The 25,430-nt window shown below is 75.4% G+C and carries 25 protein-coding genes; 7 read left to right on the top strand and 18 right to left on the bottom strand.

The window, feature by feature from the left end; all coding sequences use genetic code 11:
• Window positions 1-20: 20 nt before the first annotated feature.
• The 3 genes from menD to HJG43_01880 are packed head-to-tail and all read right to left on the bottom strand — an operon-like array spanning window position 21 to window position 4,145.
• Entirely contained in the window at window positions 21-1,811 is a 1,791-nt protein-coding gene (menD, locus tag HJG43_01890; protein ID UER53510.1) for a 2-succinyl-5-enolpyruvyl-6-hydroxy-3-cyclohexene-1-carboxylic-acid synthase, read from the bottom strand.
• Window positions 1,808-2,848 (bottom strand): o-succinylbenzoate synthase, encoded by a 1,041-nt coding sequence (locus HJG43_01885; protein UER53509.1) that lies wholly within the window; start codon window positions 2,846-2,848, stop codon window positions 1,808-1,810. Before HJG43_01885 ends, menD begins: the two co-directional genes overlap by 4 nt.
• Window positions 2,835-4,145 carry a sodium:proton antiporter gene (locus HJG43_01880; GenBank protein UER53508.1) on the bottom strand — a complete coding sequence of 437 codons (1,311 nt, stop codon included), beginning with the start codon at window positions 4,143-4,145 and terminating at the stop codon, window positions 2,835-2,837. The genes HJG43_01885 and HJG43_01880 overlap by 14 nt, the downstream gene beginning before the upstream one ends.
• A 25-nt stretch (window positions 4,146-4,170) precedes the next feature.
• On the opposite strand from HJG43_01880, the gene HJG43_01875 reads away from it, so the two are divergent.
• The gene (locus HJG43_01875) at window positions 4,171-5,154 is read left to right on the top strand and encodes a 1,4-dihydroxy-2-naphthoyl-CoA synthase (GenBank protein ID UER53507.1); all 984 of its coding nucleotides are present in this window, start codon (window positions 4,171-4,173) and stop codon (window positions 5,152-5,154) included.
• Window positions 5,155-5,529: 375 nt separating this feature from the next.
• Here HJG43_01875 and HJG43_01870 read toward each other — a convergent pair whose 3' ends face one another.
• The gene (locus tag HJG43_01870) at window positions 5,530-6,840 is read right to left on the bottom strand and encodes a hypothetical protein (protein UER53506.1); all 1,311 of its coding nucleotides are present in this window, start codon (window positions 6,838-6,840) and stop codon (window positions 5,530-5,532) included.
• 55 nt (window positions 6,841-6,895) lie between these two features.
• Between HJG43_01870 and HJG43_01865 the strand changes: the two genes are divergently transcribed.
• The 4 genes from HJG43_01865 (at window position 6,896) to HJG43_01850 (ending at window position 9,853) form a co-directional block, all read left to right on the top strand.
• Window positions 6,896-8,035: an AMP-binding protein gene (locus tag HJG43_01865; protein UER55621.1), complete on the top strand. Its 1,140-nt coding sequence runs from the start codon at window positions 6,896-6,898 to the stop codon at window positions 8,033-8,035.
• A gap of 11 nt (window positions 8,036-8,046) precedes the next feature.
• Entirely contained in the window at window positions 8,047-8,919 is an 873-nt protein-coding gene (locus HJG43_01860) for a 1,4-dihydroxy-2-naphthoate polyprenyltransferase (GenBank protein UER53505.1), read from the top strand.
• A 241-nt stretch (window positions 8,920-9,160) separates the two neighbouring features.
• The gene (locus HJG43_01855) at window positions 9,161-9,457 is read left to right on the top strand and encodes a DUF4229 domain-containing protein (protein ID UER53504.1); all 297 of its coding nucleotides are present in this window, start codon (window positions 9,161-9,163) and stop codon (window positions 9,455-9,457) included.
• Between the two features lie 42 nt (window positions 9,458-9,499).
• Complete coding sequence (locus HJG43_01850; protein UER53503.1) at window positions 9,500-9,853, top strand: hypothetical protein; 354 nt, start codon at window positions 9,500-9,502, stop codon at window positions 9,851-9,853.
• 15 nt (window positions 9,854-9,868) lie between these two features.
• On the opposite strand, the gene ccsB is transcribed toward HJG43_01850, so the two are convergent.
• From ccsB to HJG43_01780, 14 genes are all read right to left on the bottom strand, one after another.
• Window positions 9,869-10,900 (bottom strand): c-type cytochrome biogenesis protein CcsB, encoded by a 1,032-nt coding sequence (ccsB, locus tag HJG43_01845; protein ID UER53502.1) that lies wholly within the window; start codon window positions 10,898-10,900, stop codon window positions 9,869-9,871.
• On the bottom strand, window positions 10,897-12,390 hold the full coding sequence (locus tag HJG43_01840) for a cytochrome c biogenesis protein ResB (GenBank protein UER55620.1): 1,494 nt from the start codon (window positions 12,388-12,390) through the stop codon (window positions 10,897-10,899). Before HJG43_01840 ends, ccsB begins: the two co-directional genes overlap by 4 nt.
• 76 nt (window positions 12,391-12,466) lie before the next feature.
• On the bottom strand, window positions 12,467-13,174 hold the full coding sequence (locus HJG43_01835) for a cytochrome c biogenesis protein CcdA (GenBank protein ID UER55619.1): 708 nt from the start codon (window positions 13,172-13,174) through the stop codon (window positions 12,467-12,469).
• Window positions 13,175-13,215: 41 nt separating this feature from the next.
• Complete coding sequence (locus tag HJG43_01830) at window positions 13,216-13,821, bottom strand: TlpA family protein disulfide reductase (protein ID UER53501.1); 606 nt, start codon at window positions 13,819-13,821, stop codon at window positions 13,216-13,218.
• Window positions 13,818-14,462 carry a histidine phosphatase family protein gene (locus tag HJG43_01825; protein UER53500.1) on the bottom strand — a complete coding sequence of 215 codons (645 nt, stop codon included), beginning with the start codon at window positions 14,460-14,462 and terminating at the stop codon, window positions 13,818-13,820. The genes HJG43_01830 and HJG43_01825 overlap by 4 nt, the downstream gene beginning before the upstream one ends.
• Window positions 14,463-14,545: 83 nt before the next feature.
• On the bottom strand, window positions 14,546-15,958 hold the full coding sequence (hemL, locus tag HJG43_01820) for a glutamate-1-semialdehyde 2,1-aminomutase (protein ID UER55618.1): 1,413 nt from the start codon (window positions 15,956-15,958) through the stop codon (window positions 14,546-14,548).
• A 49-nt stretch (window positions 15,959-16,007) separates the two neighbouring features.
• Window positions 16,008-16,460: a MarR family transcriptional regulator gene (locus HJG43_01815; GenBank protein ID UER53499.1), complete on the bottom strand. Its 453-nt coding sequence runs from the start codon at window positions 16,458-16,460 to the stop codon at window positions 16,008-16,010.
• A 290-nt stretch (window positions 16,461-16,750) separates the two neighbouring features.
• A complete protein-coding gene (locus HJG43_01810; GenBank protein ID UER53498.1) occupies window positions 16,751-17,314 on the bottom strand; it encodes a YceI family protein in 564 nt (187 codons plus the stop codon).
• A 135-nt stretch (window positions 17,315-17,449) separates the two neighbouring features.
• A complete protein-coding gene (gene hemB / locus HJG43_01805) occupies window positions 17,450-18,430 on the bottom strand; it encodes a porphobilinogen synthase (GenBank protein UER53497.1) in 981 nt (326 codons plus the stop codon).
• Complete coding sequence (locus tag HJG43_01800; protein UER53496.1) at window positions 18,430-20,043, bottom strand: bifunctional uroporphyrinogen-III C-methyltransferase/uroporphyrinogen-III synthase; 1,614 nt, start codon at window positions 20,041-20,043, stop codon at window positions 18,430-18,432. The genes hemB and HJG43_01800 overlap by 1 nt, the downstream gene beginning before the upstream one ends.
• Window positions 20,040-21,053, bottom strand: a complete 1,014-nt coding sequence (hemC, locus tag HJG43_01795) for a hydroxymethylbilane synthase (protein ID UER53495.1) — start codon at window positions 21,051-21,053, stop codon at window positions 20,040-20,042. Before hemC ends, HJG43_01800 begins: the two co-directional genes overlap by 4 nt.
• Window positions 21,050-22,399 carry a glutamyl-tRNA reductase gene (locus tag HJG43_01790; GenBank protein UER53494.1) on the bottom strand — a complete coding sequence of 450 codons (1,350 nt, stop codon included), beginning with the start codon at window positions 22,397-22,399 and terminating at the stop codon, window positions 21,050-21,052. The genes hemC and HJG43_01790 overlap by 4 nt, the downstream gene beginning before the upstream one ends.
• A complete protein-coding gene (locus HJG43_01785; GenBank protein UER53493.1) occupies window positions 22,396-23,100 on the bottom strand; it encodes a redox-sensing transcriptional repressor Rex in 705 nt (234 codons plus the stop codon). The genes HJG43_01790 and HJG43_01785 overlap by 4 nt, the downstream gene beginning before the upstream one ends.
• Window positions 23,101-23,217: 117 nt before the next feature.
• Window positions 23,218-23,508: a glutaredoxin family protein gene (locus HJG43_01780; GenBank protein UER53492.1), complete on the bottom strand. Its 291-nt coding sequence runs from the start codon at window positions 23,506-23,508 to the stop codon at window positions 23,218-23,220.
• Window positions 23,509-23,631: 123 nt separating this feature from the next.
• Here HJG43_01780 and HJG43_01775 point away from each other — a divergent pair, with 123 nt between their 5' ends.
• Together HJG43_01775 and HJG43_01770 are read left to right on the top strand one after the other, a co-directional pair.
• Window positions 23,632-24,384 carry a CAP domain-containing protein gene (locus HJG43_01775; protein ID UER53491.1) on the top strand — a complete coding sequence of 251 codons (753 nt, stop codon included), beginning with the start codon at window positions 23,632-23,634 and terminating at the stop codon, window positions 24,382-24,384.
• Window positions 24,359-25,303 (top strand): HAD-IB family hydrolase, encoded by a 945-nt coding sequence (locus tag HJG43_01770; protein UER53490.1) that lies wholly within the window; start codon window positions 24,359-24,361, stop codon window positions 25,301-25,303. The genes HJG43_01775 and HJG43_01770 overlap by 26 nt, the downstream gene beginning before the upstream one ends.
• Window positions 25,304-25,430: the final 127 nt, after the last annotated feature.

The following is a 25,430-nucleotide window of genomic DNA, read 5'->3' as shown; positions in this document are numbered from 1 at the left end:
CGAGAGTACTGCTGCGCCGCTCAGCGCGGGCCGTTCACCGCCACCCGGACGGCGTCCGCGACCCGCGCCTGCAGGGCGCGACGAGCGGACCGGTCGGCGCGGACGTGCAGCACGGAGCGTCCCGGCGGCGGGTTGGCGAGCGCCGTCCGCAGGTCTGCGAGGTCGACGGCCGGCCGGTGCGGGACGCCGATCCCCCGGCACAGCGCGGCGACGTCGCTGCCGTGCGGGGTGCCGAACACCCGCTCGAACACCGTGGCGAACCGCTCGTCCCCGTGCTCGAGCAGACTGAAGATGCCGCCGCCGTCGTCGTCGAGCAGCACGACTTGCAGGTCCGGCTCCGGCTCTGCGGGGCCGGCGAGCAGGCCGTTGAGGTCGTGCAGGAACGCGAGGTCGCCGACCAGCACCCGGGTCCGCCGGCCGGTCGCGAGCGCCACCCCGCTCGCCGTGGACAGCGTCCCGTCGATCCCGGACAGGCCACGGTTGGCCAGCACCCGCCGCGGCCGGTCCCACGGGGCGCCGGCGAGGTCGAGGTCCCGGACCGCGTTGGACGCGGCCGCGACGAGGACGTCGTCCGGGGCGGTGGCGCGGGCGACCTCCCGTGCCAGGACGAGGCCGTCGAGCGGCCGCGGTGCTCCCTGCGCCCGGTAGGCGGCCCGGTCGACGGCGTGGTCGGCGGCGTGGTCGACGGCGTGGTCGGCGGTGTGGTCGAGGACGTCGTCGAGGGCAGCCGTCGCCAGCCGGCCGGCACGCCGCCAGGACTCGAGCCAGCCGCCGTCGTCGCCTCCGGCGCCGGCACGGACGGCGGGCACCCGGCGCACGGCCCGTCCGGCGCGGGGGTCGTCGGCGCGGGGGTCGTCGGCGTGCCGGACGACGTGCACCACCTCGACGTCGTCGCGGGCCAGCAGCCGGGTCACCGGACGGGACAGCGTCGGGCGGCCCAGGACGACGACCCGCTCGACCCGGCCGCCGAGACCGGGCTCGTCGAGCAGCAGCCGGTAGGGCCCGATCGCGTGCGGCCCGCCGCGAGCACCGGACGACGGCTCGGCCAGCAGCGGCCAGCCGGCGGCCTCGGCGAGCCGGCGGGCGTCGTCCCCGGCCCCGGCCCCGGCCACGACGACGGTCCGCGGACCGGCGGCAAGGACGACGGCGGCCGGGTGGTCGGGGACGTCGTCCCGGGCCGGGGCGGCGGGACCGGCCGCAACCGTCCCGGGAGCGAGCGGGTCGTCGTCCACGGCCCGCGGGTCGTCGTCCGGGACCGGCGGGTCGTCGTCCGGGACCAGCGGGTCGTCGAAGGCGAGGTCGACGTGCACCGGGCCGGGGCGGCGGCCACCGGTCCCGCGCGCGGTGGCCACCGCGTCCCGGACGGCACCGGCGAGGCGCCCGGGCGGGTCCTCGGCGGGGACGTCGAGGGCCAGCCGGACGGCGCCGCCGAACAGCCCGGCCTGCAGGGCGGTCGTCTGGTTGGCCCAGGTGCCGCGCAGCCGGTGCGGCCGGTCGGCGGAGAGCACGAGCAGGGGCACGGCCGACTCGTGCGCCTCGAGCACGGCCGGGTGCAGGTTGGCGACGGCGGTGCCGGACGTCGTGACGACGGCAGCCGGCGCCGGTCCGCCGAGGGCCAGGCCGAGGGCGGTGAACCCGGCGGCCCGCTCGTCGACCCGGACGTGCAGCCGTGGCCCGCCGGCGGCGTCCGCGGCGGCCAGGGCGTACGCGAGCGGCGCCGAGCGCGACCCGGGGCACAGCACGACGTCCTGGACGCCGGCCTCGCGCAGTGCGGCGACGACGGCCCGCGCCGCGGCGGTGGAGGCGTTCACGTGCCGGACCCTCCAGTGCGGAGCAGACGGTGGCACCGGGCGACCCGGTCGAGCCACCGGTCCCGGGTGGCCGGGTCGGCGGCCAGGCGGGCCAGCCGTTCGGGGTCCGGCTCGACGGGCTGCACCGGCAGCGACCCGTCACGGACGGCGAGGTCGGCCACGTCGTCGGCGAGCAGCCCGCCGGTGCCGAGCCCGCAGGCCAGCTCGAGCCGCGGCAGGGCGGCGGCCGCGGCCACACCGGCGGCGATCCCGACCGCCGTGTCCAGGGCGCTGGACACGACGACCGGCAGGCCGTGCCGGCGCTCCAGCACCTCGGCGACCGCGAGCAGGCGGTGCACCCCGCCGAGCGGCGCGACCTTGAGGACGGCGACGTCGGCGGCACCGGCCCGGGCCACCGCGAACGGGTCCTCGGCTCGCCGGATGCTCTCGTCGGCGGCGATCCGGACGCCGATGCCGGCCCGGGCGAGCCGGCTGCGCAGGTCCGCGAGCTCGGGCACCGTGCGGCAGGGCTGCTCGGCGTACTCGAGGTCGTGGACGGCCAGGGCGGTGAGGGCCTCGAGCGCCGTCTCGACGTCCCAGCCTCCGTTGGCGTCGACCCGGATCCGCCCGGTCGGGCCGAGCAGGCGACGGACCTGCGCGACCCGGGCGACGTCGTCCGCGAGTCTGCCGCCGGCGGCGACCTTGACCTTCGCCGTGGTGCACCCCGGGAACCGGGCCAGGACGCCGGCGACCTCCTCGGGTCGGACGGCGGGCACGGTGGCGTTGACCGGGACGGCGGCCCGCAGGGGCGGGGGTGGCTCGCTCCAGCCGGCGTCGACGGCTGCGGCGAGCCAGGCCGCCGACTCGGCGTCGTCGTACTCGGCGAACGGGGCGAACTCGGCCCACCCGGCGGGGCCGTGGAGCAGGACGGCCTCGCGCTCGTCGATCCCACGGAACCGGACCCGCATCGGCAGCCGGACGACGACGGCGCCGTGCAGGAGCTCCTCGAGCGGGGGGACGACTCGCGGGACGAGGGTCGGGGTGTCAGTCGTGCGCACGCGCCGCTCCCTGGGTCGTGCCGCGCAACCGGTCCAGCCGCGCCATCGCCGGCGTGGCCAGGACGCCGTGGACGACGATGGAGGCGAGCACGGTGAACGCGACGACCGACCACAGCTCGCGGGCCTGGTCGAACCCGGTCTGCGCGGTGGCGTAGGACAGGTAGTACAGGGTGCCGATGCCACGGACACCGAAGAACGCGACGACGCGCCGTTCGTTGCCGCTGAGTCGCGGATCACCGAGCGGCAGCCGCCGCGACAGGCTCAGTCCCGCCGTCAACGGACGGAGGACGAGCAGCGCGACCAGGCCGACGACGACGCCCTGCCAGGTGAGGTCGGCGAGCAGCCCCCAGGACAGCGAGGCACCGAACAGCAGGAGCAGGAGCAGCGTGAGCAGGTGCTCGAGCCGGCTGATGAAGTCGTGCATCGTCGCGTGGAAGGCGTGCCGGCGCTCGTAGGACCGCAGCGCCAGTGCCGCGGTGAACACGGCGAGAAAACCGTAGCCGCCGACGACCTCGGTGAGGCCGTAGACGACGAACGTCGCAGCCAGGGCCAGGGCGGGCTGCCCGGTCTCGGCCAGCCGGAGCGCGTCGCTGCGCGACCGGAACGCCATCCGGGCCAGCAGCCACCCGAGGGCCCACCCCAGCAGGGCACCGACGGCGACCTTCCCGACGAGCTCCCAGGCGAGCCAGCGGCCGAGCCCGTGCTCGCCGGAGGCGAGAAAGACTGCGAGGTAGACGAACGGGAACGCCAGCCCGTCGTTGAGGCCGGCCTCGCTGGTCAGCGCGAACCGCGCCTCGTCGTCCTCGTCCACCCGGTCGCGGGCGTCCCCTTCGCCGGCGCTGTCACCGCCACCGGGCCCCTCGACCTGGACGTCACCGGCGAGCACCGGGTCGGTGGGCGCGAGGACGGCCCCCAGCAGGACCGCGGTGGCCGGGGCCAGGCCCATCACCCACCAGCCGAGCAGCGCGGCCAGGGCGATGAACAGCGGCATGCCGACGGCGAGCAGCCGCCAGGTCGACGCCCAGCCACGCAGTCCGAGCGGGCGGTCCAGGGCGAGACCGACGCCCATGAGCGCGACGATGACACCGAGCTCGGTGAGCCGCTCGGCCACCACGGGGTGCTCGACCGGGGAGACCACCACCTCGCCGGGCAGCGGCAGCAGGCCGATGAGGACGCCGGCGGCGACGAACGCCATCGGCACCGACATGGCGCGGCGGCTGACGAGGCCCGGCAGCACGACGGCGACGAGCAGCGCGATCCCCCCGATGAGGTAGAGGGCGTCGCCGGGGAGCTCCACGACCGCAGAGCCTAGGCGACCGGCAGTGACTCACCCCGGCGCCGCCGCAGGCCGCAGCGGCAGGCCCCTATCCTCGGACGCCGTGAGCGCGCAGCCGGTCTCGGAGACGTTCGACCCGTCGTCCTGGCGGGAGGTCGAGGGCTTCGGCGACCTCACCGACGTCACGTACCACCGGCACGTCGTCGACGGCCGGGACGCCGGGACGGTCCGGGTCGCGTTCGACCGTCCCGAGGTCCGCAACGCGTTTCGGCCGCGCACGGTCGACGAGCTGTACCGGGCCCTCGACCACGCCCGGATGACACCGGACGTCGGGTGCGTGCTGCTCACCGGCAACGGTCCCAGTCCGCGTGACGGCGGCTGGGCGTTCTGCTCCGGCGGCGACCAGCGGATCCGCGGCCGGTCCGGCTACCAGTACGCCAGCGGCGAGACCGCCGAGACGGTCGACGCCGCCCGTGCCGGCCGGCTGCACATCCTCGAGGTGCAGCGGCTGATCCGGACGATGCCGAAGATCGTGGTGGCGGTGGTGAGCGGTTGGGCGGCCGGCGGGGGGCACAGTCTGCACGTGGTCTGCGACCTGACGGTCGCCAGCCGGGAGCACGCCCGGTTCAAGCAGACGGACGCCGACGTCGGGTCGTTCGACGGCGGCTACGGCTCGGCCTACCTGGCCCGCATGGTGGGGCAGAAGCGGGCGCGGGAGATCTTCTTCCTCGGCCGGACGTACACGGCCGAGGAGATGCGCGAGATGGGTGCGGTGAACATCGTCGCCGACCACGTCGACCTCGAGCGGACGGCGCTCGAGGTGGCCCGCGAGATCAACGGCAAGAGCCCGCAGGCGCAGCGGATGCTGAAGTTCGCGTTCAACCTCGTCGACGACGGCCTCATGGGCCAGCAGGTGTTCGCCGGCGAGGCGACCCGGCTCGCCTACATGACCGACGAGGCGGTCGAGGGGCGTGACGCCTTCCTGGAGAAGCGGGACCCCGACTGGTCCCCGTTCCCCTGGTACTACTGACCCACCCACTCAACCCCTTTCCGTGATCATGCAATCCCGCCACCCTCCCAGCGCGCGCGCCACTCACTCAACCCCAATTGGTGATCATGCAATCCCGCCACCCAGCGCCCACCCTTCTGCGCAGAGAATGCTGGGTTGGTGGCACGACACGCCGACAAACCAGCGCCAGAGCCAGCACTCTGTGAGCCTGCGGGTGGCGGGATTGCATGATCACGGGGGGCGTGGGGGGTGGCGGGATTGCATGATCACGGGGCAACGGGGGGTGGCGGGATTGCATGATCACGAGTGGGGGGTTCTTGGCTGGCCACCGGGCGGGGGGTGGAGTCAGGCAGGGGGTGGAGTCAGGCAGGGGGTGGAGTCAGGCAGGGGGTGGAGTCAGGCGGGAGCTGGGGAGAGACCGTCGTGCAGCAGGTGGTGACGCAGCGCCGCCCGCAGCACCGCCGTTCCGACCGGCGTCGCACTGACCCGGTCCTGCGGCTCGGTCCGCAGCAGCCGGAGCACCCGCCCCGCCTCGATCGACTCGTGCAGCACGTGCCGGCACAGCCCGAGGTCCGGTGCCCCCGACACGGTGCGCCACCCTTCGTCGGCGTAGACCTGCTGGACCGTGCGGGCGAGGTCACCGACCACCGCCTCCCCGTCCGCGGCGAGCGCCAGGGTGAGCACCTCACGAGCCACCGCCTCGGCGTCCCGCGGTGTGCCGAACCAGCGGTCGGCGACCGCGGTAGCCAGCCGCTCCGGGTCGCTCGCGGCCGCGCGGCCGGCGACGGTCAGAGCCAGCGCGCCCCGGTGCACTCGCACGAGCCCGGTCCGCTGCGCCACCCGCCGCAGCCGGGTCAGGTACGGGTTCTGGTGCTCCGGTGAGGTCGCGGAGGGATGGTGGTCGACGCCGGCGGTCACGGCCCAGGCCCGGACGACGTCCCGCGGGAGGTAGCCGCGCGCCGACAGCCGGACGGGCTCGGCAAGAACCGCCAGCAGCGCCTCCAGCAGCGGCATGTCACCGGGGCGACCGGTGAGCCGGTCCGGGACGCCGGAGGTCAGCACCTCGCGCAGCGGCTCGGCCAGCTCGGCCAGCACCGGGGACCGGTCGGTCCACGCGGCGAGCCGTTCCGAGGCGATGCCGTGCAGCGGGCGCAGCCCGGCCGCCTCGCGGAACGGCGCCGTCAGCACGGCGTCCGTCAACCCGGTCCGGACCGCGCGCGAACCCCTCCCGGCGGCCGTGTGAGCGCCGGAGACCATCGACAGCTCGAGGGCGTTGGCCACCCGCTCGTAGGTGTCGGCCTCCGCCGGGCCCATCACCGGCCCCCAGGTGATGAGGTCGGTGTCCGGGGGCTGGATCCCCGAGGCGCGAAGGGCGGCGGCGTAACGGTTGGCCCAGTCCTCGAGGTCGTCCACGGCGAGCAGCACCTCGCGGGTGGTCTCGCTGCGGGCGAGCTCGGCGTACCGGCCCAGGCCGGCCGCGGCGAGCACGTCGCCGAGGCCCCGAGCCAGCCGGACCGTCCACTGCGGGGACCCGTCGCTGCGGCGGGCGAGGACGTCCCACAGGTACATCTGCAGCCACCACTGGCTGACCTCGCGGGCGTCGCCGGTCCCCTGCGTGAGGTCCTCCCAGGCAGCCCGGACGGCGTCGGCCAGGTCGGGCTCCCGACGAGCGACGTCCTGCAGCGCCGACTCGACCCTCGTGTCCACGGCACGAGCCTGCCACTGGTACCCATGGTGCGTGGACAGGGTGCAGCGGGTCGGTGTGCCGACCGGTGACGACGTGCTGAGGTTGCTGCCCGCGCTGGCCGACGCCCTGAGCGGGAGCGGCCCGGCGCTGCTCCCGGTGCCACCTGGCCCGACGGCCGGGCCGCTGCTCGCCGTGGCCCGGGTGGACGAGCCGGTGGCCGAGGGCACCGCCCTGCTGCTGGCGACGTCCGGGTCCACCGGAGCACCCAAGGTGGTCGAGCTCGGCGCGGACGCCCTGCGCGCCTCGGCTGTCGCGACCACCACTGCGCTGGGCGGTCCGGCCCGGTGGCTGCTGGCACTGCCGGTCGCCCACGTCGCCGGGTGGCAGGTGCTCGTGCGCAGCGTCGTGGCCGGCACCGAACCGGTCGTGCTGGACGTGAGTCAGCGCTTCACCCCCGCAGCGTTCGCGACGGCGGCGGGGCGGCTCGGCCACACCCGCGCCTGCACCGCTCTGGTGCCGACCCAGCTGCACCGCCTGCTGGCGGACCCGGCCGGCCGGGAGGCGCTCACCCGGTTCGCCGCGGTCCTGGTCGGCGGGGCGGCCACGTCCCCGGCCCTGCTGGGACGGGCCCGCGCCGCGGGCGTCGCCGTGGTGACGACGTACGGGATGACGGAGACCGCGGGCGGGTGCGTCTACGACGGACGGCCGCTGGACGGCGTCCGGGTGGCCGTCGAGGACGACGGCCGGGTCCGGCTGGGCGGGCCGGTGCTGGCCCGCGGCTACCGCGGGGACGACTCCGCGACCCGGGAGGCGTTCACCGAGGACGACGACGGCCGGTGGTTCCGTACCGCCGACGCCGGCCGGATCGACGACGGGGTGCTCAGCGTCTCCGGGCGGATCGACGACCTCGTCGTCACCGGCGGCCGCAAGGTCGCCCCGGCGGCGATCGAGCGGGTCGTCGGCGAGCTGCCGGACGTCGAGGCGTGCCTCGTCGTCGGCGTCCCGGACGCCGAGTGGGGGCAGGCCGTGACGGCACTCGTCGTCGGCGCGGCGGACGCCGCGGCGGTCCGCGCGCACGTGACCGCGCGGCTGGGCGCCGCCCACGCCCCTCGGCACGTCCTGCACGTGGCGGAGCTGCCGCTGCTCGGGATCGGCAAGCCGGACCGGGCCGCCGCGGTCGACCTCGCCACCCGGGCGCTGGGCAGCGGCGGCTAGCCTGCCCGCCCGTGGCCACGCTCGCGCAGTGGGTCGAGGGCGCTCGACCGCGGACCCTGCCGGCCGCCGTCGCCCCGGTCGCCGTGGGAACCGGCGCCGCGGTGGGGCTCGGCGCGACCGAGCCGGTGCGGGCGCTGCTCGCCCTCGTCGTCGCCCTCGCCCTGCAGGTGGGAGTGAACTACGCCAACGACTACAGCGACGGGGTGCGCGGCACCGACACCGACCGGGTGGGCCCGCTGCGGCTCGTCGGGTCGGGTGTCGCCGCCCCGCCGGCTGTGCGCAACGCCGCCGTCGCGGCCCTCGGGGTGGCCGCGGTCACCGGGTTCGTCCTCGTCGCGCTGTCCGGGTCGTGGTGGCTGCTGCTCGTCGGGGCGGCCGCCGTGGTCGCCGCCTGGACGTACACCGGAGGACGCCGCCCGTACGGCTACGCCGGGCTCGGCGAGGTGTTCGTGTTCGTGTTCTTCGGCCTCGTGGCGGTGCTCGGGACGACGTGGACCCAGGCCGGCGAGGTGTCCTGGCCGACGCTCGCCGGCGCCGTCGGGGTCGGTCTGCTCGCCTGCGCGGTCCTGGTCGCGAACAACCTGCGTGACGTGCCGACGGACGCCGCCGCCGGGAAGCGGACCCTCGCCGTCCGCCTCGGTGAGCGGCGCACCCGCTCGCTGTACGTCGTCCTGGTCGTCGGCTCCCTGGCCGCGGCCCTGCTGGCAGCGGTCACCGGCCGCCCCGGCGCGCTGCTCGGGCTGCTCGCCGTCCCGCTGGCGGTCACGCCGGTGCGCACGGTGCGCGGCGGGGCGACCGGGCCCGCGCTCGTCGCGGTGCTGCGGGACACCGGTCGGTTCGAGCTGGCCTACGGTCTGCTGCTCGGGGTGGGGCTGGCGCTGTAGCGAGGAACCCTGCTGCGCGCAGCACGCGCAGCACGCGCCGTACGCGCCGTGCCGCCACCCCACCTCACCCAGAATGCTGGGTTGTTGGCGCGACACGCGGGCAGACCTGGACTGGATCCAGCATTCTGTGGGCCAGGGTGGCGGGATTGCATGATCACGGGGAGGACGTGCAGGGTGGCGGGATTGCATGATCACGGGGAGGGTGGGGCGGCGGGGTGAGGGGCGGCCTAGCCTTGAGGACGTGTCCCCGTACCTGAAGTACACCGTCCTGCGGCTGGGCCTCTTCGTCGCCGTCCTCGGCGTGCTCTTCGTGCTCGGCGCGCGCGGGTGGCTGCTCGTACTCCTCGCGGCGGTGGTGTCCATGGCGCTGTCGTTCGTCGTGCTCGGCAACGCCCGGGAGGAGATGACCACCGCCATCGCGGCGCGGACCCAGCAGCGGACGACGCAGCGGCGAGGACGGCTCGACCGCGCCATCGACGAGGACGCCGCCGCCGAGGACTCCTCCCTGGAGCGGCCACCCGTCGACGGGGACCGCTGACCGCCGGCCCGTGCCCGTACGCCCGCGACGTACAGTGGTGAGGTGCTTCGAGCGCTCGCCGTCCTGCTCGCGATCGGCCTGACCGTCTACGCCGTCGTGGACTGTCTGGGCACGGACGAGCGCGAGCTCCAGGGCCTGCCTCGCAGTGTCTGGCTGCTCGTCATCCTGCTGCTGCCGGTGTTCGGACCCATCGCCTGGGTGCTGCTGGGCCGTAACCACGCCGACCCCGGTCCCGCACCCCGCGGCGGCCAGACGGTGGCCCCGGACGACGACCCGGACTTCCTCCGGCGGCTCGAGGACCGCAAGCGGCAGCAGGCGCAGGAGGAGCGGCTGCGCCGCTGGGAGGAGGACCTGCGCCGCCGGGACGACAACGGCGGTGGCCGCCAGGAGCCGTGAGCGGCGGCCCGCGCCTCAGCCGATCCCGGCGTAGGAGTGGTTGCCGGGGAAGAAGACGTTGACGATCCCGAAGTTCACGAGGACCGCGGCGTACCCGGCCATCGCCAGGTAGGCCGCCCGCCGCCCGTCCCACCCGCGGGTCGCCCGGGCGTGCAGGTACGCGGCGTAGACCACCCAGATGACGAACGTCCACACCTCCTTGGGGTCCCAGCCCCAGTACCGTCCCCAGGCCACCTCGGCCCAGATGGCACCAGCGACCAGGGTGAAGCTCCACAGCGGGAACGACACGGCGATGAGCCGGTAGGCGAGGCGCTCGAGGTCGGCGGCGGACGGCAGCGCGTCCATGAAGCGGCCGCCGCGCGGTGGGGCGCCGGCGGCCCGGGCCCGCTCCCGGCGGTCCTGGACCAGCTGCAGCACGTTGACCGAGAAGGCGATCGTGAACAGGGCGCTGGAGATGAACGCGACCGAGACGTGGACGATCAGCCACTCGCTCTGCAGTGCCGGCGCCAGCGCACTCGCCTGGGTGTACATCGTCGTGACGGCCAGTCCCAGGGTGAGCAGCACCGGGCCGATGACGAAGGTGCCGAGGTAGCGCAGGTCGCGCCAGGCCAGGGCGACCAGGAAGACCCCGGTCACCACCGCGGCCCCGGAGATGGAGAACTCGTACATGTTGCTCCACGGCGCCCGCTGCACGGACAGGCCGCGAGCGAGCACCCCGCCGACGTGCAGCAGGAACGCCAGCCAGGTCAGCGCCACGGCGATCCCGGCGGCGCGGCGGCGTCCGCCCGGTCCCCCGGCGGCGTCCGCAGCACCGGGCTCGGCATCCGCGGGCGGCGGCACGGACTCGACGGGCGGCGGCACGGACTCGACGGGCGGCGAGACGCCGGCCCCGACGGACGCCAGCTCGCGCTCGGGCTCGGACGCCGTCCGCCCGGCGGTGCGTCCGGTGCCGGACAGGTCGACGGCGAAGGCCAGCAGGGCCACGGTGTAGACGACGATCGCCGAGTACACCAGGGCGTCGCTGAGCAGGGCCAGGTCCACGGTCATCCTCCAGTGCGGGCGGGGGCGCCGACCGAGCGCTCGAGCAGGTCCCGCTGGAGCGCCTCCACCTCGCCGGCCAGGCCGGCGTCGTCACCGCGTGCGAGCCCGGCGACCTCCACGACGGTACGCCCTTCGTCGTCCCGGCCGGCGCGCACCCACACCCGGCGGCGCGGGACGAACAGGGACGCGACGAGCCCGGTGATCGCGAGCACCGCGAAGGCCAGCGCCCACCCCTTCGCCGGGTCGGCGCGCACGGTGAGCCCCGCGAACCGGTCGAGGGAGACGAACTCGACGGTGCCGGCGCCGTCCGGCAGCTCGGCGCTCTCACCGGGCGCGAGGGCGACGGTGAAGGGGGCGCCGTCCGGGGTCCGCAGCTGCTCCATCCCCTCGGTGTCGAGCTCGTACACCGACTGCGGCACACCGTCGTCCAGGCCGAGGTCCCCGACCCACGCGGACAGGAACAGCCGCGGGTCCCGCGCGTCGGGGAACACCGAGACCGGGCCGAGCTCGGGGTCGACGACCGCCGTCGGCAGGAACAGCCCGCCGAGCCCGATCTGCTGCGGAGCGGCGTCGACGACCTTGACCACCCCGGTCGAGGAGTAGTTGTCGTCCTGCGCCAGGAACGGCACCTGGTCGTCGAACGCGACCCGGCCCTCGCCGTCGGTGACCCGGATCCGCGGCGCGTACCCGTTGCCGGCGAGGTACACCTGGGCGTCACCGATGCCGAGCGGGCCGTTGACCTCGATCGTGCGCTGCTGCGGCTGCGCGCCCGGCTCGGGGACGACGGTGACGTCCGCCTCGAACAGCCGCGGCGCGCCGAACTGCGAACCGCCGGCCTGGTCCTCGAAGCGGACCCGCAGGTCGTCGACGGTGAGCCGGAACGGCGGCAGGTCCGCCGGGTCGAACCACACCCCCGGGTCGAAGGTGTCGTAGTCGGCCAGGGAGTTGGCGAAGGCCTGGCCGACCGGGACGACGACCTGGCCGCGATAGCCCACCAGGCCGCCCAGGGCGACCGCGACGAGCAGGCCGACCAGCGACAGGTGGAACAGCAGGTTGCCGGTCTCCCGGGCGTAGCCGCGCTCGGCGGCGACCGCGTCGTCCCGGCGGACCACCCGGTACCGGCGACGGCGCAGCAGCCGCCGGGCGGCCTCCAGCACCTCCTCGGGGGCGGCGTCGGTGACGGCCAGCCGGTGGGCCGGCATCCGGGCCAGGCGGCGGGGCGTGCGCGGCGGGTCGGCCCGCAGGGCGCGTGCGTGGGCGAGGGTGCGCGGCACGACGCAGCCGATCAGCGAGACGAACAGCAGCAGGTAGATCGCCGAGAACCACGGGGAGGCGTAGACGTCGAAGAACCCGAGCCGGTCCAGCCACGGACCGAGCGTGGGTCGTTCGGCGAGGTACTCCTGCACCGCCACCGGGTCCACGCCGCGCTGGGGGATCACCGACCCGGGGACGGCGGCGACGGCCAGCAGTAGCAGGAGGAACAGCGCGGTGCGCATCGAGGTGAGCTGGCGCCAGACCCAGCGCGCCCAGCCTGCCGCCCCCAGCGTGGGGCCCACGGGTGCGGTGCTCACCTCAGATGATCGTCTCGAAGCCGGCAATGGTTCCCTGCAGCGCGGTCATCCACGTCGTCCAGACCCCGCTGACGAGCAGCAGCCCGACGACGACGAGCATCGCCCCGCCGGCCCGGGAGATCGCGAGCCGGTGGCGCCGCAGCACGTCGAGCGTGCGCACACCGCGTCCCAGCCCAGCGGCGACGACGAGGAACGGCAGGCCGAGCCCGAGGCAGTACGCGACGGTCAGCACGGCGCCGCGGCCGGCCGACCCCTGCTGCAGGGTGAGCCCGAGCACCGCGGCCAGCGTCGGCCCCACGCACGGCGCCCAGCCGAGGCCAAACACGACGCCGAGCAGCGGGGCGCCGGCCAGCCCGGCAGCGGGCCGCCACGGCAGCCGGCGCTCCCGCTGCAGTGACGGCAGCACACCGAGGAACACCACGCCCATCACCAGGACGACGACGCCGAGGACCCGGGTGAGCTCCGCCGTCCACTGCTGCAGCAGGCCCCCGAGCCCGCCGAAGGCGGCGCCGAGGGTGACGAAGACGGCGGTGAAACCGAGCACGAACAGCGTGGCGCCGGCGAGGACCCGGCGCCGCGGCTGGTCCTCCAGGTCCTGGCCGGTGAGCCCGGTGACGTAGCCGAGGTAGCCGGGCACGAGCGGCAGGACGCACGGCGAGGCGAAGGAGACGAGGCCGGCGAGCGCGGCGACCGGCAGGGCCAGCAGCATCGGGCCGCTGAGCACGGTCTCGGCGAAGGTGCTGCCGATGCTCACTCGGCACCCCCGCCGGCCTCGGCCAGCACGTCGTCCAGCAGGCCGCGCAGCGTCGAGCCCTCCACCCGGCCGAGCACGCGGGCGGCGACCCGGCCCTGCCGGTCCAGCACGAGGGTGGTCGGCACCGCCTGCGGCGGCACCTTGCCGCGCAGGGCGAGCAGCGCCTCCCCGGAGGTGGCGTCGAGCAGGCTGGGGTAGCCGATGCCGTAGGTGCGTTCGAAGGCCGTGGCGTTCGCCGCGTCGTCCCGGGTGTTGATCCCGAGGAAGCGCACCCCGTCGTCGGCGTACTCGGCCGACACCTCGGCGAGGTCCGGGGCCTCGGCCCGGCACGGGGCGCAGGCGGCGTACCAGACGTTGAGCACCACGACGTCCCCACGCCACGCCGCCACGTCGACCTGCTCGCCGTGCGTGCTCTCACCGGCCAGCTCGACCGGGTCCTCCCGCTCGCCCGGGGCGAGGGTGGTGATGGTGCCGTCGCCGGAGACGTAGTTCTTGGCGTCCCCCGCCCGGGCCTGCTGGGACAGCGGGTCGGACGCCGTGCAGCCGGTGACCGCGAGCAGCACCGCCACGGCCGGCGCGAGGGCTCGGACCGTCCGGTTCACGCCCCGGCCACCTTGTTCGCCCCCGGCAGCAGGTCACCGGCAGGTTCGGAGTAGCTGGTGCCGACGATTCGGCCGTCCTCGTAGTGCAGCGAGGTGAGGCTGGCCAGGGAGCACTGCCGCCGACGCGGGTCGTGCCACAACCGGCGCCCCTCCACGGCGCTGCGCGCCGTCCAGATCGGCAGCTGGTGGCTGACGATGACCGCCTCCCGGCCCTCGACGTGGGCGGCAGCGTCGGCGGCGGCGGCCAGCATCCGCTCGGCGATGAACCGGTAGGACTCCCCCCACGAGGGCCGCAGCGGGTTGCGCAGGTGCCACCAGTGCCGGGGATGGTGCAGCGCCCCGTCGCCGACCCCGAACGTCAGCCCCTGGAAGTGGTTGCCCGCCTCGATCACCCGGTCGTCGGTGTGGACCGGTAGGCCGTAGGCGTCGGCGGTCGGCCGGGCGGTCTGCTGGGCGCGCTCCAGCGGGGAGGCGACGACGAGCGCGACGTCGTGGCCGGCGCCGACCAGGTACTCGGCGACCCGCTCGGCCATCGCCAGACCGAGGTCGGACAGCCGGTACCCGGGCAACCGCCCGTACAGCACCCCCTCCGGGTTGTGCACCTCGCCGTGGCGCAGCAGGTGCACGGTCGTCCTCGCCATGGCCCCAGTGTCCCAAACCCGGTGACGCTGGGGTCCGGCGGTCGGGGTCCGGCGGTCGGGGTTCGGCGGTCAGGGTCCGGCGGTCAGCGTCCGGAGGCGGCCGCCGCCGCGCGGGCGGCGTGCGGCAGCGCGTCGAGCACCTGCTCGACCGCCGCGTCGTCGTGGGCGGCGGAGAGGAACCACGCCTCGAACGCGCTGGGCGGCAGGTGGACGCCGCGAGCGAGCATCTCGTGGAAGAACGCGCGGAACGCCCCGAGGTCCTGGTCGCGGGCCGCGTCGTAGTCGTGCACCGCCTCGCGGGTGGTGAAGAAGACGCTGAACATGCTGCCGGCGTGGTTCACCAGGTGCGGCACCCCGGCGGCCGTGAGCGCCTCGGACGCCGCCGCGGACACCGTGGCGGCGGTGGCGTCCAGGTGCGCGTAGACGTCGTCGGTGCAGCCGCGCAGGGTGGCCAGGCCGGCGGCGGTGGCGACCGGGTTCCCGGACAGGGTGCCGGCCTGGTAGACCGGCCCGGCGGGCGCGAGGTAGGCCATGACGTCGGCCCGGCCGCCGAAGGCCGCGGCGGGGAACCCCCCGCCCATGACCTTGCCGAAGGTGTAGAGGTCGGCGGGCTCGACGTCCGGCTCGCCGGCCGCGGCGCGGCGGGCGGCGGCCAGCCCGTGCCAGCCGGAGCGCGACACCCGGAAGCCGGTCATCACCTCGTCGCTGATCAGCAGGGCGCCGTGCGCCCGGGTCAGCCGGCGCAGCGCGGCCTCGAACTCGGGGAGCGGCGGGACCACACCCATGTTCCCAGCGGCGGCCTCGGTGATGACGGCCGCCACCCGCTCACCGTGCTCGGCGAGGGCCCGCTCCAGGGCTGCGACGTCGTTGTAGGGCAGGACGATGGTCTGGGCCGCGCTGGCACCGGTGACCCCGGGGGTGTCCGGCAGGGCGAAGGTCGCCACCCCGGAGCCGGCCGAGGCGAGCAGCGAGTCAACGTGGCCGTGGTAGTGGCCGGCGAACTTCACCACGAGCTCGCGGCCGGTGACGCCTCGGGCCAGCCGGACGGCGCTCATCGTCGCCTCGGTGCCGCTGCTGACCAGCCGCACCTGCTCGACCGGCGCCACCCGGGCCACGATCTCCTCGGCGAGCGCCACCTCGCGCTCGGTCGGCATGCCGAAGGAGAAGCCCTGCCCGGCGGCGTCCCGGACGGCGTCCAGGACGTCGGGGTGGGCGTGACCCAGGATGAGCGGGCCCCACGAGCAGACGAGGTCGACGTACCGCCGCCCGTCGGCGTCCTCGAGCCACGGCCCGTACCCCCGGGTGGCGAAGCGCGGAGTGCCCCCGACCGCGCGGAAGGCCCGCACCGGGGAGTTCACCCCACCGGGGATGACGGCGCGGGCCCGCTCGAAGAGCGACTGCGAGGCGGGGGCGTCAGCGGGGTAGGGCTGCCGGCTCGTCACGGAGGAGGTCGTCACGGTGGCGATTGTCCCGCTCGCCCCCCACACCCACCCCATCCCCCCCTTCGTGATCATGCAATCCCGCCACCCACGGGCACGACCCTGGTCAGGTCTCCCGCAGGTGGGCGGCGACCTTGGCCATCGCGGACCCGAAGGCCGCGACCTCCTCGGGGGTCATCTGGTCGAACAGGTGGCTGCGGACGCCCTCGACGTGCACCGGGGCGGCCGCGACGAGCTCGTCCCAACCGGCGTCCGTCATGACGCACAGGACGCCGCGCCGGTCGCCGGGACAGGCCTCGCGCCGGACCAGGCCGCGCTGCTCCATCCGCCGGGCGGTGTGAGTGAGCCGGCTGCGGGAGTGCACGAGCCGGTCGGCGAGCTGGCTCATCCGCAGCGCGCGCTCGGGGACCTCCGAGAGCCGCACGAGGATCTCGTACTCCGGCAGGGACAGTCCGCTGCGCTCGTCCAGCTCGCGGGAGAGCCGGTCCCACAGCCGCTGGTCGGCCTCGAGAAAGGCGCGCCACACGCGCTGCTCCTCGGCGTCCAGCCACCGGACCACCCCGTCACCCTACCCCTCGTGATGAGCCCGAACCCCCTGTTCGTGATCATGCAGTCCCGCCACCCACCCGGCCCCCGGCCGGGCTCGCAGAATGCTGGGTTGGCGGCGCGACACGCCGGCACAGCAGCGCCGAACGCAGCATTCTGTGCTGGAGGGCCATGAGGCGTTCCTGCAGTCCGGCATCCCGAGCCCGCCACTCTCGGCGGCGCGCAACGGACGAGCGCCGCGGTGGCCGCCACGTCTCCTGAGGACGAGACCTGCCACCGCGGCGCCGGGGAGGTGGCCCGAGGTCAGGACTGCTTGATGGCGCTGACGTCGAACGCCAGGCGGACCTTCCTGCTGACCAGCACGCCGCCGGTCTCCAGGGCGGCGTTCCAGGTCAGGCCCCACTGCTCGCGGTCGACCTCGGTCTCACCGGAGAAGCCCGCCCGCTGGTTGCCGAACGGGTCGGTGGCCACGCCGGTGAACTCGACCTTGAGAGTCACCGGCTTGGTGACGCCCTTGATGGTGAGCTCGCCGTCGACGAGGTAGTCCTCGCCGTCCGGGCGGACGCCGGTGGTGCGGAAGGTCATCTCCGGGTAGTTCTCGACGTCGAAGAAGTCGGCGGAGCGCAGGTGCGCGTCCCGGTCGGCGCTGCGGGTGTCGACCGAGGCGACCTGGATGGTCGCGGTGGCGCTGGAGTCGGCGGGGTCGTCGCCGATGACGATCGTGCCCTGGACGTCGTTGAACGTGCCGCGGACCTTGGTGACCATCGCGTGCCGGGCGGTGAAACCGACCTCGGAGTGCGCCGGGTCGACGACGTACGTCCCGGGGGTCAGGCCGGCGGGCAGCTGGGTGGTGGTGGTCTCGCTCATGCTCGGGCTCCTTCACGTGGTCGGGGCCGGTGCCGTGACGGCGTCCGGCAGGGACGTGAGCGGGAACCTCCTTGACGATTCAACTATTCCGGGCGTCTCGCGTCCTGAGCACCGCGGCGTCCGCCGAGGCAGGTGTCAGCCGGCCCGCAGCAGGCGGGCGGCCTCGACGGCCCAGTAGGTCAGCACCGCCCCGGCGCCGGCGCGGTGGACCGACAGCAGCGTCTCCAGGACGGCGGCCCGCCGGTCGATCATCCCGGCGGCCGCGGCGGCCTCGACCATCGCGTACTCCCCCGACACCTGGTAGGCCCACACCGGGACGTCGACCGCGGCCGCGACCGCGGACAGGACGTCGAGGTAGGGCAGCGCGGGCTTGACCATGACGACGTCGGCGCCCTCGGCGACGTCCAGGCGGACCTCGCGCAGCGCCTCGACGGCGTTCGCCGGGTCCTGCTGGTAGGTCCGCCGGTCCCCCTGGAGCGCGGAGTCCACGGCGTCACGGAAGGGCCCGTAGAAGGCGGAGGCGTACTTGGCGGCGTAGGCGAGCAGCAGCACGTCGCTGCGACCGGCGTCCTCCAACGCCGCCCGGACGGCGCCGACCTGGCCGTCCATCATCCCGGACAGCCCGAGCAGGTGAGCCCCGGCGTCGGCCTGCGCCAGCGCCATCGCGGCGTAGCGCTCGAGGGTCGCGTCGTTGTCCACCCGGCCGCGCTCGTCCAGCACACCGCAGTGCCCGTGGTCGGTGAACTCGTCGAGGCACAGGTCGGCCATCACGACGGTGCGGTCCCCGACAGCGGCGGTGACCGAGCGCAGCGCCGCGTTGAGGACGCCGTCCGGGTCGGTGCCGCAGCTGCCGACCGCGTCCCGTTCGGCCGGGACGCCGAACAGCATGACCCCGCCCACGCCGGCGTCCACGGCCTCACCGACGGCGTCGACGAGCGAGGACGGGGTGTGCTGCACCACCCCGGGCATGCTGCTCACCGGCGCCGGTTCGCGCAGCCCCTCCTTGACGAAGAGCGGCAGCACGAGTCGCTCCGGGGCCAGCCGGTGCTCGGCCACGAGCGAGCGCACCGCCGCGGTGGAGCGCAGCCGCCGTGGACGCTCCGCCGGGTAGGGCATCAGCGGGCCTTGCGCCGCGCGGACGGACGCCGCTCGCTGGGCCGCAGCACCGGCTCGCCCGCCTCGAGCGCGCTGGCCCGCAGCCCGGTGCCGTACTCGGCCAGGGCGTCGACGAGGGCGGCGCTGCTCGCCTCGGGTGCCAGCACGTCGACTCGCAGCCCGTGCTCCTCGGCGGTCTTCGCGGTCGCCGGCCCGATGCACGCCACCACGGTCGAGGGGTGCGGCTTGCCGGCGATGCCGACGAGGTTGCGCACCGTCGAGGACGACGTGAAGACCACGGCGTCGAACGCCCCGGTCTTGATGGCGTCGCGCACGGGTGCGGGCGGCGGGGCGGCCCGCACGGTCCGGTACGCGGTGACGTCGTCCACCTCCCAGCCGCCCGCCTGCAGGCCGGCGACGAGGGTGTCGGTGGCGATGTCCGCCCGGGGCAGGAAGACCCGGTTGATGGGGTCGAGCACCTCGTCGTAGGGGGGCCACTCGGCCAGCAGGCCCTGAGCGGACTGCTCGCCGGAGGGCACGAGGTCAGGTTCGATGCCCCACTCGCGCAGCGCCTGAGCGGTGGCTCCGCCGACGGCCGCCACCTTGAGCCCGGAGAACGCGCGGGCGTCCAGGCCGAACTCGACGAACTTCTCCCGGACGGCGCGCACGGCGTTGACCGAGGTGAAGCCGATCCACTCGTACCGGCCGGTGACCAGGCCCTTGACCGCCTTCTCCATCTGGTGCGGTGTGCGTGGCGGCTCGACGGAGATCGTCGGCACGACCTCGCTGACCGCCCCGTACGCGGCGAGCCGCTCGACCGTGGGACCGGACTGCTGCTGGGTGCGCGGCACGAGCACCCGCCAGCCGAACAACGGCTTGGTCTCGAACCAGGACGCGTTCTCGCGCACCTCGACGCCCGGTCCGACGACCCCCACCAGGCTCCCGGTCAGCACCGTGCCGGCGGAGCGCAGCGTCGCCGAGACCGAGCCGAGGGTGGTGACGACGGTCCGCTGCTCGGTGGTCGTGCCGGCCGCCGTGATCACGATCTGCTCGTCGGCTCCGCGCCCGGCGTCGACGAGCACCTCGGAGGCGACGACCATGTCGTCCGGGCCGCCGAGGAGCACGAGGGTGTCGGCGCTCGAGGTCAGCGAGTCCGCGACGATGCGGCCGGTGGCGTCGACGACGTGCACGGTGCTGGTGCCCCGGGTACCCAGCGGGACCCCCGCGTAGACCGGTACCGCCACGGACGGCGAGACGCCGGGGACGACCTCGAACGGCACCCCGGCCTTGCGGCAGGCCACCATCTCCTCGGCGATGCCGGAGAACGTGACCCCGTCCCCGTCGAGCAGCCGGACGACGCGCTGACCGGCCTTGGCAGCGCGGACCAGCAGCCGGGCACGGGCGGCGTGGCTCAGCGGCTGGCCGTTCTCCGCGAACGTGGCGTCGATGAGCTCGACGTCGGCGCAGGTGCGCTCGGCGAGGCGCTGCGCGGTCGATCCCTGATCGACGACGACGACCTCGGCGGAGGTGAGCAGGTCCGCTGCCCGGGCGGTCAGCAGGCCCGGGTCACCCGGCCCGGCGCCGACGAACGCGACGGTGCCGAGGGGCTTCTTCTTGGCGGTGCGGGCGGTCACGTCTCAACCCTCCCGGCGGCCGGGGCCGCCGTGTCGTGGTGCGGTTCTGTCGTCTGGTCTGCGGTGGCGGGGTGGCCGCTCAGCACTGCGGCGACGAGGTCGGCGGCGCCGTCCTCGAGCAGCTCGGCGGCGAGCCGGCGGCCGAGGCCGGCGGCGTCGTCCGGTCGGCCGGTGGCGGAGCGGCGCAGCGTCCGGGAACCGTCCGGGGCCGCGACGACCGCCCGAAGGAACAGCTCAGGGCCCTCCTCGCCCTCGGCCAGGTCAGCGAGCGCCCCGACCGGTGCGGTGCACCCGGCCTCCAGGGCCGCCAGCAGGGCCCGCTCGGCCGTCACCGCGCAGCGGGTGGCGGCGTCCTCCAGCGCGGCGCACGCCGCGAGGGTCTCCTCGTCGTCGGCTCGGCACTCCAGCGCGAGCGCGCCCTGCCCGGGGGCGGGCAGCACCTGCAGCGGGTCGAGCACCTCGCTCGCCTCGCCGGCCCGGCCGACCCGCAGCAGCCCGGCCCGGGCCAGGACGACGGCCTCGAGGCGGCCGTCGGCGACGAGGCGGAGCCGGGTGTCGACGTTGCCGCGGACGTCGACGACCTCGAGGCCCAGACCGAGGGCGCGCAGCTGTGCCGCGCGACGTGGGGAACCGGTACCCACCCGGGCGCCGGCACCGAGCTCGCCGAGGGTGGCGCCGCCGCGAGCGACGAGGACGTCCCGCGGGTCCTCCCGGGCGGGGACGGCAGCGAGCACGAGGGCGTCCGCCGGCGCCGTCGGCAGGTCCTTGAGGGAGTGGACCGCGAGGTCGACCTGCCCGGCGAGCAGCGCCTCCCGCAGCGCGGAGACAAAGACGCCCGTGCCACCGATGGACGACAGGGACGCGGTGGAGGTGTCACCGGTCGTGACGACCTCGACGAGGTGGACGTCGCGGCCGGTGGCCGCGCGCAGGGCGGCCGCCACCTGCTCGGACTGGCTGCGGGCCAGCACCGAGCGGCGGGTGCCCAGGCGCAGCGGACGCGCGCCGCTCACGCGTCCCCCTCCCGCGTCGTCGCGGGCGCCGGCGGCGCCGAGCGCAGCACGTCGCTCACGGTGGCCACGCCGCTGATGTCGAGCCCGAACAGCTCGCGCAGCGCCGCGGCGTACGAGGCGCCGCCGGGCTCGGTCGCGGCGAGCCGCTTGACCTGGACGGTCGGGGTGTGCAGGAGCTTGTCGACGACGCGGTTCACCGTCTGGGCGACCTCGGCCTCCGTCTGCGGGTCGAGGTCGTCGCCGAGCCGCTGGCGCAGCCGGTCGAGCTCGGCGCCGACGACCTCGCGCGCGAACCCGCGCAGGGCGACGACGGTCGGCGTCACCTCGGCGGCCCGCTGCTCGGCGAGGTAGGCGTCCACCTCCTGCGCGACGATCGCCCGGGCGGCCTCGATCCCGTCACCGGTCGCGGTGCCGGCCAGGCGCTCCCCCAGGTCGCGCAGGGCGACGAGACGGACCCCGGGCAGCCGGGCGGCCCCCGGGTCGACGTCCCGCGGCAGGCCCAGGTCGAGGACGAGCTGCGGTGCGCCGCCGCGGCGACGGTTCGCCTCGCGCAGCAGCGCCTCGGTCAGGACGTAGCCGACGGCGCCGGTGCACGACAGGACGACGTCAGCGTCGGCGACGGCGTCGGCGAGGGCGTCGGCGTCCTCGAGGGTGAGCCAGTCGCCGCCCACGGCCTCGGCGAGGCGGGCGGCGCGGGCGGCGGTCCGGTTGGCGATCGTCACCGAGGTCGCGCCCATCCGCTGCAGGGTGGTGGCGGCGAGGGCGCTCATCGCGCCGGCGCCGACGACGAGGGTCCGTGCCTGCTCCAGCGGCCCGACGACCTGCTCGACGTCAGCCAGGCCCGCTTCGACGAGGGAGTGACCAGCGTGGTCGAGGCCGGTCTCGGTGTGGGCCCGCTTGCCGACCCGCAGCGAGTGCTGCAGCAGGGGGTCCAGGGTGCGCCCGACGGTGCCGTCCTCCTGGCCGCGGCGCAGCGCCGCCCGCACCTGGCCGAGCACCTGGGACTCTCCCACGGCCATCGAGTCGAGTCCGCAGGCCACCTCGAACAGGTGCTGGACGGCACGGTCGGCGTAGTGGACGTAGAGGTGCTCGGTGAGGTCCTCCAGCGGGACGCCGATCCGGTCGGCGAGCGCGGAGCCGACGTCGGCGACCCCGCCGTGGAAGGTGCTGACCGCGGCGTACACCTCGAGCCGGTTGCACGTCGCGAGCACAACGGTCTCGTGCACGTACTCCCCCGCGGCGACGGTGCGGGACAGCTCTCGGGTGCCGTGGGCGTCCAGGGCGGCGCGCTCGATGAGGTCCAGCGGCGCGGTGTGGTGGGACAGGCCCATGACGAGCACGCTCACGGCGCCACCGCCATCCCGCGGACGGCGTCCGCGGCAGCCTTGCGCTGCTCGTGGAAGGCGAGGATCTGCAGCTCGGTGGACAGGTCCACCTTGCGCACCTCGACGCCCGCCGGGACCTGCAGCACGACCGGGGCGAAGTTGAGGATGGCGGTGATACCGGCCGCGACCATCCGGTCGCACAGCGGCTGGGCGGCGCCGGCCGGGGTGGCCAGCACGCCGATCCGTGCCCCGGTCGAGCGGACGACGTCCTCGAGGTCGTCGACGTGGCTGACCTTGAGCCCCGCGACGTGCTCACCGACGACGTCCGGGTCGGCGTCGAGCAGCGCCGCCACGGTGAAGCCACGGGACAGGAAGCCGCCGTAGTTGGCCAGCGCGTGCCCGAGGTTGCCGATCCCGGCGATCACGACCCGCCAGTCCTGGGTCAGGCCCAGCTCCCGGGAGATCTGGAACATGAGGTGGTCCACCTCGTAGCCGACCCCGCGGGTGCCGTAGGACCCCAGGTACGACAGGTCCTTGCGGAGCTTGGCCGGGCCGACCCCGGCTGCCTCGGCGAGCGCCTGGGAGGACACCGTCGCCACACCCTTGGCAGCGAGCGTGGTCAGTGCCCGCAGGTACACCGGCAGCCTCGCAACCGTCGCGTCGGGCACGCCGCGGGAGGCGGTCGGCGGACGGCGGCGAGTGGTGGTGGGGACGACGGTCACGGCGTGCGCCGGCTCCTAGCAGCAGGGAGGCAACGAAGACTGGAGACGTCCCAGCGTAGGCGTTTGTGAACGCACGCACAAAGTCGCCGGAGCATAGCGGGGCCCCGGCAGGCGGCGTCAGGGGGTCCGGCGATACCGGCGGAGCCAGGTCGGCCCGCGGCGTGGGCCGGTCAGCGCAGCACGCAGACGGTCCGCGTCGACGGTCCAGTACGCGTGCCGCCGGCCGTCGACGAGCACCACCGGGACCAGCTCGGAGTACTCCGCGAGCAGGACCGCGTCCTCGTCGACGGAGCGCTCCTGCCACCCGACCCCGGTCTGCTCTGCGACCCGGCGGACCACCGCGCGGGCGTCGTCACACAGGTGGCAGCCCGGTCGGGTCAGCAGCTCGACTCGGACGACGGCAGGCACCGGCCAAGGGTGGCACGTCGCCGCCCCGGGGGCGAGCTCGGGCGATCCGGCTCAAGCCTCAGCGTGATCAGACCGATACGGAACGTGTATGTCGTGTGACCCATCAGCCTGAAGGAGCGCCCCGTGACTCGTCGAGTGACCGCCTCCGGCGTCGCGCTGGCGCTGGTCCTGGCGCTCATCGGCGCCACCGGGCTGCTGCTGGCGCCGACCGCGCACGCCTCCGGGGGCGCCTTCGTCTCGATGATCAACTCGGCGCGGGCCTCGGCCGGGCTGCCGGCCCTGTCCAGCCGGAGCGACCTGACCTCGGTGGCGGCGGCGTGGAGCCGACAGATGGCAGCCAGTGGCACGCTCGCCCACAACCCGGCCCTGGCCTCCCAGGTCTCGGGGTACCGCTACGTCGGGGAGAACGTCGGGTACGGCCCGGACGCCGCGACCATCCACCGGGCATTCATGGACTCGCCGTCCCACCGCGCCAACGTGCTGGACAGGGACTACACCGAGGTCGGCGTGGCCGTCGTCGAGTCGGGGGGGCGACTGTGGGTCACCGAGGTGTTCCGGGCCCCGGCCGGCGCGACGGCGGCGGCGAAGCCGGCCTCGGGAGACGGCGCGGCAACCGGCCGGTCCGGCGGCTCGTCGGGGTCCGGGACGGCGACCGCGCCCTCGACCCGGTCGGGGACGACGTCCGGGTCGGGGACGACGTCCGGGTCGGGGACGACGGGCCGCGCCCGACCGGCCCCGCCGCCCCCGCCGTCCCCCGAGGAGCTGCTCCGCCGCCGGGCGGCCGCCGCGGCGGCCGGTCCGGGCACCGCGCCGGCCGGCGACCCGGTCCAGCAGGCGCTGCGCTTCGCGGATGTCCTGCGAGCCGTGCGGAGCTGACTGTCCGCCGCCTACGCTGAGGCCGATGGAGCTGTGGCGAACCCGGCGCACCCGGGTCCGGGACGCGGCGTCCCAGGCCGCCCGCGCGTCCGCTGCCAGTGCGTCGACCGCCGAGCCCCGCATCCCGGACCCGGACCCGGTCGCGGCGGCGTTCTTCGACGTCGACAACACCGTCGTCCGCGGCGCCAGCCTGTTCTACCTGGCCCGGGGGATGTACCGGCGCCGGATGTTCCGCTTCCGCGACATCCTTCGCTCTGCGTGGCAGGAGCTGTCCTTCGTCGTCCGAGGGGAGAACCTCGGCCACGTCGCCGACGCCCAGCAGCGCGCCCTCGAGCTGGTCGCCGGGCGCTCGGTCGCCGAGCTCACCGCCCTCGGGGAGGAGATCTACGACGAGGTCATCCGGCGCAAGGTCTGGCCGGGGACCCGCGAGCTGGCCCGTGCCCACCTCGCGGCCGGCCAGCGAGTCTGGCTGGTCACCGCCACCCCGGCCGAGGTCGCCGAGGTGATTGCGCGCCGGCTCGGCCTCACCGGCGCGCTGGGCACCGTCGCCGAGCAGGAGGACGGCGTCTACACCGGCCGCCTCGTCGGCGAGGTGCTGCACGGGGAGGCCAAGGCCCGGGCGGTGCGTGCCCTGGCTGAGCGGGAGGGGCTGGACCTGGCCGCCTGCGCCGCCTACAGCGACTCGGCCAACGACCTGCCGCTGCTGTCCGTCGTCGGGCGCCCGGTCGCGGTGAACCCGGACAAGCGGCTACGGGCGGTCGCCCGACAGCGAGGCTGGGAGATCCGGGACTACCGGCGGGGCCGCCGGGTGGCGCGGGTCGGGGTGCCCACCCTCGGCGCAGGAGGCCTGGTCGCAGGTGCCGCGACGGCGCTGGCCCGTCGCCGGCGTGCCCGCCGGCTCCTCACCGACAAGCCCTGACCCCCCACCCCAACCCCTCCCCCCGGTGATCATGCAATCCCGCCACCCTCCCCCCCGGTGATCATGCAATCCCGCCACCCTCCCCCCGGTGACAGAATGCTGTGCTCAGCACATCGTGACCGGCGTG

The sequence above is a fragment of the Kineosporiaceae bacterium SCSIO 59966 genome (assembly GCA_020881835.1).
GTDB lineage: Bacteria > Actinomycetota > Actinomycetes > Actinomycetales > SCSIO-59966 > SCSIO-59966.
Note: the sequence above shows the minus strand (reverse complement) of the source record. Positions and strands in the feature narration are given on the sequence as shown.

Coding starts and splice junctions, on each gene's coding strand:
- ccsB (UER53502.1), bottom strand. CDS start 10,900: ATGACCGTGGACCTGGCCCTGCTCAGCGACGCCCTGGTGTACTCGGCG.
- HJG43_01840 (UER55620.1), bottom strand. CDS start 12,390: ATGCGCACCGCGCTGTTCCTCCTGCTACTGCTGGCCGTCGCCGCCGTC.
- HJG43_01835 (UER55619.1), bottom strand. CDS start 13,174: ATGCTGCTGGCCCTGCCGGTCGCCGCGCTCGCCGGCCTCGTCTCCTTC.
- HJG43_01825 (UER53500.1), bottom strand. CDS start 14,462: ATGGCGAGGACGACCGTGCACCTGCTGCGCCACGGCGAGGTGCACAAC.
- hemL (UER55618.1), bottom strand. CDS start 15,958: ATGGGGTGGGTGTGGGGGGCGAGCGGGACAATCGCCACCGTGACGACC.
- HJG43_01810 (UER53498.1), bottom strand. CDS start 17,314: ATGAGCGAGACCACCACCACCCAGCTGCCCGCCGGCCTGACCCCCGGG.
- hemB (UER53497.1), bottom strand. CDS start 18,430: ATGCCCTACCCGGCGGAGCGTCCACGGCGGCTGCGCTCCACCGCGGCG.
- HJG43_01770 (UER53490.1), top strand. CDS start 24,359: ATGTCCTGCGAGCCGTGCGGAGCTGACTGTCCGCCGCCTACGCTGAGG.